Here is a 7,971-nt window from a genome sequence, read left to right on the forward strand (position 1 = left end):
TTTGGAGAAAGAAATGCTATAGAAGGATGGTATAGTTTATTCAAGGCAAGAGTTAAAAGATTCTGGAAACGGTGGAGTGTGGCTTGGGCTTGTCTTTACAATCTGGAGGTGTTAAGTTGACAGTCCCTTTGTTGAAAGTGCCAAATTTTTTATATCAATTATTCATTTATTATCAATGAAGAGCTATATAACATTAATATTCAGCAGTGAAGGGGCAAGACCATCCGAAATTAAAGAGAGGTTACTTCAACTTGGACTTAAAGCGGTTAAAGGAAACTATGATTTTGTTTATGAATGGGACAGGGAACCCGATGTAGATACCCTGCTATGGTTTGCTGATAAAATACAATCTGTTTTAAAGGGAACAGGAGCAATGTTTTCAATTGAGACAGTTTGAATGAGAAAATATTTTAATGAACAATGTTATAGCAATTATGAAACTTACTGAAAATGCAATGAAAGTTTTAGAAAAAAGATATCTAAAAAAAGATGAAAATGGAAAAGTCATAGAAACTCCAGAGGAAATGTTCCATAGAATTGCAAAAAATATTTCACTTGCTGACAAAAAATATGGAGAAGATGCAAAAAAATCAGAAAAGGAATTTTATGAAATAATGTCAAATCTTTTATTTTTGCCAAATTCTCCAACTATAATGAATGCGGGGACAAATATTCAACAGCTCTCCGCCTGCTTTGTTCTTCCTGTTGAGGATTCGATGGATAAAATTTTTGAAACTCTGAAATATACCGCTCTCATCCACCAGAGCGGCGGCGGAACCGGTTTTTCTTTTTCCCGCATAAGGCCAAAAGGAGATATAGTAAAAAGCACGGGTGGGATTGCAAGCGGCCCGGTTTCATTCATGAAGGTGTTTAATTCTGCAACAGATGTAATAAAACAGGGAGGGAGGAGAAGAGGGGCAAACATGGGCATACTTAGAGTTGATCACCCTGATATACTGGAATTTATAACATGCAAAGAAGATCCTCAGGAACTTACAAATTTCAATATTTCTGTTGCAGTAACTGATGATTTTATGGAGAAAGTGAAAAGAGGAGAGGATTATGAGTTGATAAACCCAAGAACAAAAGAGGTTGTTAAAAAAATAAGTGCGAGAATGGTATTTGATAAAATTGTTGATGAAGCATGGAAAACAGGAGAACCAGGAATAATATTTATAGATGAAATAAATCGCCATAATCCCACGCCTGGAGTAGGTAATATAGAAGCAACAAATCCCTGTGGCGAGCAACCTCTTCTGCCATATGAATCATGCAATCTTGGTTCAATAAATCTAGCAAAATTTGTTAAAGGTGGTGAAATATACTGGGAAAAATTAAGGGAAGTTGTATGGATAGCGGTCCATTTCCTTGATAATGTAATTGATATGAATAAATATCAGATTCCTCAGATTGCAGAAATGACCCTCGCCAACAGAAAGATAGGGCTCGGAGTGATGGGTTTTGCAGATATGCTTGTTCAATTAAATATTTCCTACCTAGATGAGGAGGCTTTAAAGTTGGCTGAAAAAATAATGTCATTTATACAGAATGAGGCAAAGAATGCATCTGTCGAGCTTGGAAAAAATCGTGGTTCATTTCCAAATTTTGAAAAAAGCATATATTATGGAAAATATGAAGCAATGAGAAATGCAACGGTTACAACAATTGCACCAACTGGTAGCATATCAATAATTGCCGGTTGCTCCTCTGGGATTGAGCCATTTTTTGCAATCTCATTCACCAGAAATGTTCTTGATAAGGAAGATAAATTATATGAGATAAATCCCTATTTCAAAAAAATTGCAGAAGATAATGGTTTTCTGAGCAATGAACTGCTAGAAGAAATTGCAGAAAGAAATGGCTCTGTACAGGGAATAGATGCTGTTCCTCAAGAAATACAGCGACTTTTTGTAACCGCTTTGGATATTCCTCCAGAATGGCATGTAATGATGCAAGCTACATTTCAGAAATATGTTGATAATGCTACCTCAAAAACAATAAATTTAAGAGAGGATGCAACAGCTGATGATGTAAGAAATGCATATATGTTGGCATATGAAATGAAATGCAAGGGTATAACAGTTTATAGGTTCGGTAGCAGACCCGAACAGGTAATAACAACAAAAAAGAGTATGCCCCGCCCCCGCCCCGCGGTCATGAGGGGCATAACAAGAAAACTGCCAACTGGTTGCGGGAATTTGTATGTAACGATGAATGAGGATGAAAAAGGACTTTTCGAAGTTTTTGCGAGATTGGGTAAGGCAGGGGGATGCGCGGATGCACAGCTTGAGGCGGTGGGCAGGCTGGTTTCACTTTGCTTGCGATCTGGGGTGAAACCTGAGGCAATAATAAAGCAGCTTAAATTGATAAGGTGTCCAAATCCTTCAAATCTTATGAAGGGTGTGAAAATTCTTTCATGTCCAGATGCTATAGCGAAGGCAATAGAGGAGTATGTGAGGGGTGAAGGAGTTTTTGAAACCCCGAGACTCGACCATTTTGAGGAGAAGGAAGAGGAAAGATATCCTATAGGTGTATGTCCTGATTGTGGCTCTCCTCTTGTATATGAGGAGGGATGCAGGATATGCAAGCACTGTGGCTATTCAACATGCGGATAAAATGTTTGAAATAAAAATAAGGGATGGACTTGCGAGAATTGGTATAATACATACAAAGCACGGTAAAATTCCAACACCCGCTCTTCTTCCAGTGATAAATCCTCACATAGATTTAATGAGAATTGATGAAATTTCTATGGCAGATGCCATAATAACAAATTCTTATATAATTTATAGTGATGAAAATTTAAGAAAAGAAGCTATCGAAAAAGGTTTGCATTCTTTGCTGAATTTTAAAAAACCAATAATGACAGATTCAGGTTCTTTTCAGATTTATAAATATGGAGTAAAAATAGATGCTATTGAAATAGTGAAATTTCAGAGGGAAATTGGTAGTGATATAGGAACAATTCTTGACTTATTTTCAGAGGAAAAAGAATATGGGATTGTTAAGAATGAAACAGAGGAAACAATAAGAAGGGCAAAGGAAAGCATAAAGGAAAAAGGAGAAATGTTGCTGGCATGCACAATTCAGGGAGGGATATATAAAGATTTAAGGAGAAAATGTTCAAAAGAGATGGCTAAATTGAGGGCGGATATATATCCAATAGGTGGAGTGGTTCCTCTGATGGAAAATCAGGAATATAAAAAACTCGCTGAAATAATAATGGAGTGTAAAAAACATCTCCCTCCTTCGAGACCAATCCATCTTTTCGGAGCGGGGCACCCGCTTGTTTTTCCGATAGCAGTTGCCATGGGTTGTGATATTTTCGATTCTTCATCATATGTTAAATATGCAAAAGATAACAGGTTTATATTTCCTGATGGAACAAAAAAGCTCGAAGAAATAGAGGAAATTCCTTGCGGTTGCAAGATTTGCAGTTCATATTCTGCGGAAGAGCTAAAGAAAACGGAGAAAAAGGAAAGAGAAAGAGCAATTGCTGAGCATAATCTTTTACAAGCTTTCAACGAAATAAAAAAAATAAGAGAAGCAATAAGGCATGGTTATCTTATGGAAATAGTTGAAAGAAGAGCATTCTGCCATCCAATGTTGATGGAAGCGATGGAAATAATAAAGAAAAATAAGAAATGGCTTGAGAGATATGAAAATATATCAAAAGATAGGGCATTTATCTACAGTGGTAATTATTCAATGCATCGTCCCATAGTATATAGATTGCAAAAAAGAATTATGGAAAGATACGAACCATTTTTTGTAGAAAGCATAATTTTTGATGATTTACCAAAACCATATAGCAGTAGAAATGAATGGATAAAAAAAATTGAGGCAAATGTTCTTATTGATTCTCCTTTTGGTTTAATTCCTGCCGAGCTCGACGAAATTTATCCTGTTGCTCAATCACTTTTCCCTGAAAATCTTGACTATGAAGCAAGAAAAGAAAAATTAAAAATATGGAAAAAATTAAAAAATTTGAGATATGTTGATTATGCAAAAATTGGTAAAAAAAGCAGGGATTTTGATTTAAGAAAAATAAGGGCAATTGCTGATTATCAATTTGGAAAGGGTGCGGGAAATATTCTTTTTAAAGGAAAAATAGAAATAATCAAATCCAAAAAAACAGGAAAAATAAGGAATGTTATATGCAATGGCAAGCATGTTGTTTCAATGCGTGCTTCGGATGGTTTCTTTACCCTTAAAAAAGAGGGAGGGAAAATATTGCATAATTATTTTGCACAGCCAAAAATGAGAGTATATGTCGCAACTGAGGCAATACCGTTTATAAAAGATGGAAAAAATGTTTTTGCAAAATTTGTCTTGGATGCATGCAAGGAATTGAGACCATATGATGAGGCATTGATAGTAAGCGAGAAAGATGAGCTTATTGCAGTTGGACAATGTATGCTTAACAGAGAGGAAATGATTGATTTTGAAAGAGGTATTGCTGTTATAACGAGAGAGGCAATTTAATTTATATTTGGAAATATTTATAGAATATGAAATGCTCATATTGCAAAAAAGAAATAGAAGAATATGAAATTTTTAAGGATGGCAAATACTGGCATAAAGAATGTTTTAGAAAGCATTTAAGGGAGAAAGGTTGCTAATATCCTTGCTCCATAGTTATCGACTTTGCAAACATAATATTCGTATTTTGAGAAAAATTTCTCCATTTTTTTATTATAAATTGCAAAAACAGAATTTCCGATCATGCACATCGATGCCTTTCCTATTTTGTTTGCATATTTTAAAATTCTTTTCATTTTTTCATTCATAAGTCCGCTGTTTTCTGCAAAATAAAGAGATAAATCAAAAAAATTATTTATATCTGGCTTACTGGTAATATTCTTCAAACATTCTCTTCCAATATCATTTATAACATCCCTTCTATTTTCATCTATGAGTATGCTTTTTGTATGAATTTTTTCCCCAATTATCGCTACAATTATTTTCCTATGCAAATCAATCTTCTTAATTTCCCCATACAAACCCTCTTTCAACCTTATTTCCATTCCTCCAAGCAAAGAAGTAACAACATCCCCCAGTCCAGTGCCACTTTCTACCTCTGCGATATGCGCCGCCTTTATTGCCTCCGATTTTTCAATTTTTAAAAGATGTGATGCCGCCAGGCAGGAAGAAAGAGTGGAGCTTGCACTGATACCGAATCCCTGGGAAAAAGGCAGCTGATTTTTAATCTTCACCCTTATTCCGCTCGCAATTTTTTTTAAGGCAATTGAGGTGACTTCACCGTCTCCAACATTTCCTTCAACAATTGTTTTTTTCCCGTAAATTTTTTCAGCTGTTGCATAACTCCCCAATGAGATGCATAAACCCGCTCCTCTTGATCCACTCTTTTCGCAATTTTCTTTTAAAAATATCTCGAAGAAACCTGTTATATGGGCTGGAGCAAAAGCAATTACTCTCATATCAAATCAACTATATTTTTGGCAATCTCCTCTTTCTTGCCCTTAACTTTTTCTATCAGTCCTTCTTTCCCTATTATCCATATTTCGGCGTAATCACTTCCTATGGTATTAAGCTTATTTCCTATTATGTAATCTATTCCATCTTCTTTCAATCTCCTATATGCTTTCTCAAAAATATTTTTTTCATCCAATTTAAAGCCAATAACAATTTTTCCTATCTTCTTTAACATTGGATTTATTCTTGGAGAGGGGGTAAGAGATATACTAATCTTTTTTCCACTCTCTATTTTGCCTTTTCTTTTCTTTACAACAAAGTCTGAAATTGCAGCACAATTTATTACCGCATCATATTTTTTTGCTTTTTTAATTAGGTTAATAATATCTTTTACACTGGAAAACCTTTTATTTGGAATAAATGGAAGGCCATCCATTCCACCAAACCATGTTTCAACGCTTGCCCCTCTTTCATAGGCTTCTATTGAAATTGCTTTTGCCATTTTTCCAGAAGAAAGATTTGTTAGAACTCTTACATCATCTATTGCCTCGCAGGTTGAGCCACCTATAACAAGCACTTTTTTTCCTTCTTTATCTTTTCCTCTTAACTCCCTTATAACTGCCTCAACTATCTCTTCATTGCCTGCCATTTTTGCTTTTTCTTCTTCAATTTTTGGAGAGATAAACTTAATTCCTTTTTCAGCACATTTTTTTATATTTTCTTCTATGAATTTATTCTTAAACATTCTTTCATGCATTGATGGTGCAATCATGATTTTATTTTCGAAAGTAAGAGCAAAAGTAGTTAGAGCATTATCGGCAATTCCATTTGCAATTTTGGAAATTGTATTTGCTGTACATGGAGCAATTAAAAATAAATCTGCGTCATAAGAAACATGCTCTACATCACCCGTCAATTCAACTATTGCATCATTTCCAGTTGCAAATTTCATTGCTTCTGGATGCAATATGTTGCAAGCATCTTCTGTCATTATCGGAAAAACATCCGCTCCATGCCTTATAAGTTCGCGGGCTATTTTTACACATTCAACCGCGGAAATGCTACCTGTAATTCCAAGAGCAATTTTCTTATTCCATAATTTTTTACTCTTTTCTCCTTTTATTTTTTCACTCGGATGCACGCAATTAATAATTTTTGGATAAATAAATTTAATGAAAAATCTTTATCCATATAATAAACTAAAAAATAAGCTTAAAAAATTATAAAAGAAATGAGCTGATATTGGTGCAAAAATGTTTTTAAATTTATACATTAAGAAACCTAAAAGAATTCCAAAAAGGAATGGCATTAAAAATTGAAAGATTGTTTTATATTCAATGTGAGCTATTGCAAAAATTATAGATGTTAAAAAAATTGAATAAACACCTATTTTTTCCTGAAGCAAATTTTGAATTATTCCCCTATAAAAAGTTTCCTCGCTTATCGACGATATAACTGGTATGAGGAACAAAAGAAATAAGTTTCCTTTTACAATTTCAACAATTTTCTCCGCCAGCGGGTTGCTTTCTTTATATCCTATAATAAATAAAAAAATTCCCTGTAAAAAAATAAAGATTAGAGTTGCTGAAATTGCAATAGATACCGATTTTATGGCTCCCTCTTTTCTGAAATAAAGATTATTCAAAACATTTCCTTCATAATAAAGATAAGCAAAAACGATTGAGGGAATAAACATTATTAAAAAATTTAATATTAAACCAGAAATTAAACCATAATAGGAAATTTCAACATCTAAATTAACAAAAAAACTTAGCACTACTGAAGAATATATAATAGCCAGGGCAAAGAATAGAACCAGATAAGCGATAATTTTTTTCATGGATAGAAAAGTTTTATATCCTTTTTTACTTTACGATTTTTAGGGCCCGTGGGGTAGCCTGGTATCCTTTTGGCCTTGGGAGCCAGAGACTCCGGTTCAAATCCGGGCGGGCCCATTGATAGAAAAAAAGATAGAAGCAGTTGCATGTGTCAGCATCAAGGTGCTTTGTTTTACATGCTGTTGATACTAAACTATTTGATTATATAAAAGAGGGAGAGAAGGCATCTTTTAATCTATAAATTTTTGGGGCTTTTAGAGTAACTAAAAATAAATTATCAGCATTTTCTCCTATAAATAGAATTATCCTTTTAAAAAATTAGATTGTAAGGTTAAAAATATAGGAGATATTGAGTTTTTGGGGAAACTATTGATTTTTTTACAATGCTGAAAAAATCTGTCTAAATTATTTATATGCCATATACATTTTTGTGCGTGAATTTAAGAAAAAAATTCAAGAAATTAATTTTCATAAATTTTTGCATAACTTTATTTTTCTTTTCATCGATATTATACAGATTCTCCTCGAAATGAATGATATCTCTTATATCAAAATTTTATAAGAGTATATAGTCTATTTTGTCCAAGCTCTAAATTTATATCAGCTTTCATAGCTCTATTTTCATCTCCTCTTACAAAATTATAAATTATTCTCCTAAGACTAAGAAAAGCATTCGCTGAATCAAAAGATTTGAAGG

The 7,971-nt window shown here is 33.6% G+C and carries 8 protein-coding genes and 1 tRNA gene; 5 read left to right on the forward strand and 4 right to left on the reverse strand.

The features are described from left to right. The first annotated feature begins 175 nt into the window (after positions 1 to 175). The 4 genes from H5T45_06810 to H5T45_06825 are packed head-to-tail and all read left to right on the forward strand — an operon-like array spanning position 176 to position 4,622. Positions 176 to 397, forward strand: coding sequence for a hypothetical protein (locus tag H5T45_06810; protein MBC7129418.1), 222 nt, complete (start codon positions 176 to 178; stop codon positions 395 to 397). Positions 398 to 434: 37 nt separating this feature from the next. Beyond that, positions 435 to 2,615, forward strand: coding sequence for a vitamin B12-dependent ribonucleotide reductase (locus tag H5T45_06815; GenBank protein MBC7129419.1), 2,181 nt, complete (start codon positions 435 to 437; stop codon positions 2,613 to 2,615). 1 nt (position 2,616) lies between these two features. After that, complete coding sequence (gene tgtA, locus H5T45_06820; GenBank protein ID MBC7129420.1) at positions 2,617 to 4,485, forward strand: tRNA guanosine(15) transglycosylase TgtA; 1,869 nt, start codon at positions 2,617 to 2,619, stop codon at positions 4,483 to 4,485. A gap of 26 nt (positions 4,486 to 4,511) precedes the next feature. Beyond that, entirely contained in the window at positions 4,512 to 4,622 is a 111-nt protein-coding gene (locus H5T45_06825) for a hypothetical protein (protein ID MBC7129421.1), read from the forward strand. Here the strand turns inward: H5T45_06825 and H5T45_06830 are convergent. The 3 genes from H5T45_06830 to H5T45_06840 are packed head-to-tail and all read right to left on the reverse strand — an operon-like array spanning position 4,602 to position 7,276. Next, positions 4,602 to 5,441, reverse strand: coding sequence for a hypothetical protein (locus H5T45_06830; GenBank protein MBC7129422.1), 840 nt, complete (start codon positions 5,439 to 5,441; stop codon positions 4,602 to 4,604). The two genes, H5T45_06825 and H5T45_06830, sit on opposite strands and share 21 nt — an antisense overlap. Further along, complete coding sequence (gene coaBC / locus H5T45_06835; GenBank protein ID MBC7129423.1) at positions 5,438 to 6,577, reverse strand: bifunctional phosphopantothenoylcysteine decarboxylase/phosphopantothenate--cysteine ligase CoaBC; 1,140 nt, start codon at positions 6,575 to 6,577, stop codon at positions 5,438 to 5,440. Before coaBC ends, H5T45_06830 begins: the two co-directional genes overlap by 4 nt. 42 nt (positions 6,578 to 6,619) lie before the next feature. Next, on the reverse strand, positions 6,620 to 7,276 hold the full coding sequence (locus H5T45_06840; GenBank protein ID MBC7129424.1) for a CPBP family intramembrane metalloprotease: 657 nt from the start codon (positions 7,274 to 7,276) through the stop codon (positions 6,620 to 6,622). Between the two features lie 42 nt (positions 7,277 to 7,318). Between H5T45_06840 and H5T45_06845 the strand changes: the two genes are divergently transcribed. Continuing rightward, positions 7,319 to 7,391: transfer RNA gene (locus H5T45_06845), tRNA-Pro, on the forward strand. Between the two features lie 431 nt (positions 7,392 to 7,822). On the opposite strand, the gene H5T45_06850 is transcribed toward H5T45_06845, so the two are convergent. Continuing rightward, positions 7,823 to 7,971: hypothetical protein (locus H5T45_06850; protein ID MBC7129425.1), on the reverse strand; the 149-nt coding region annotated here is incomplete at its 5' end.

The organism is Thermoplasmatales archaeon, assembly GCA_014361245.1.
GTDB lineage: Archaea > Thermoplasmatota > E2 > UBA202 > JdFR-43 > JACIWB01.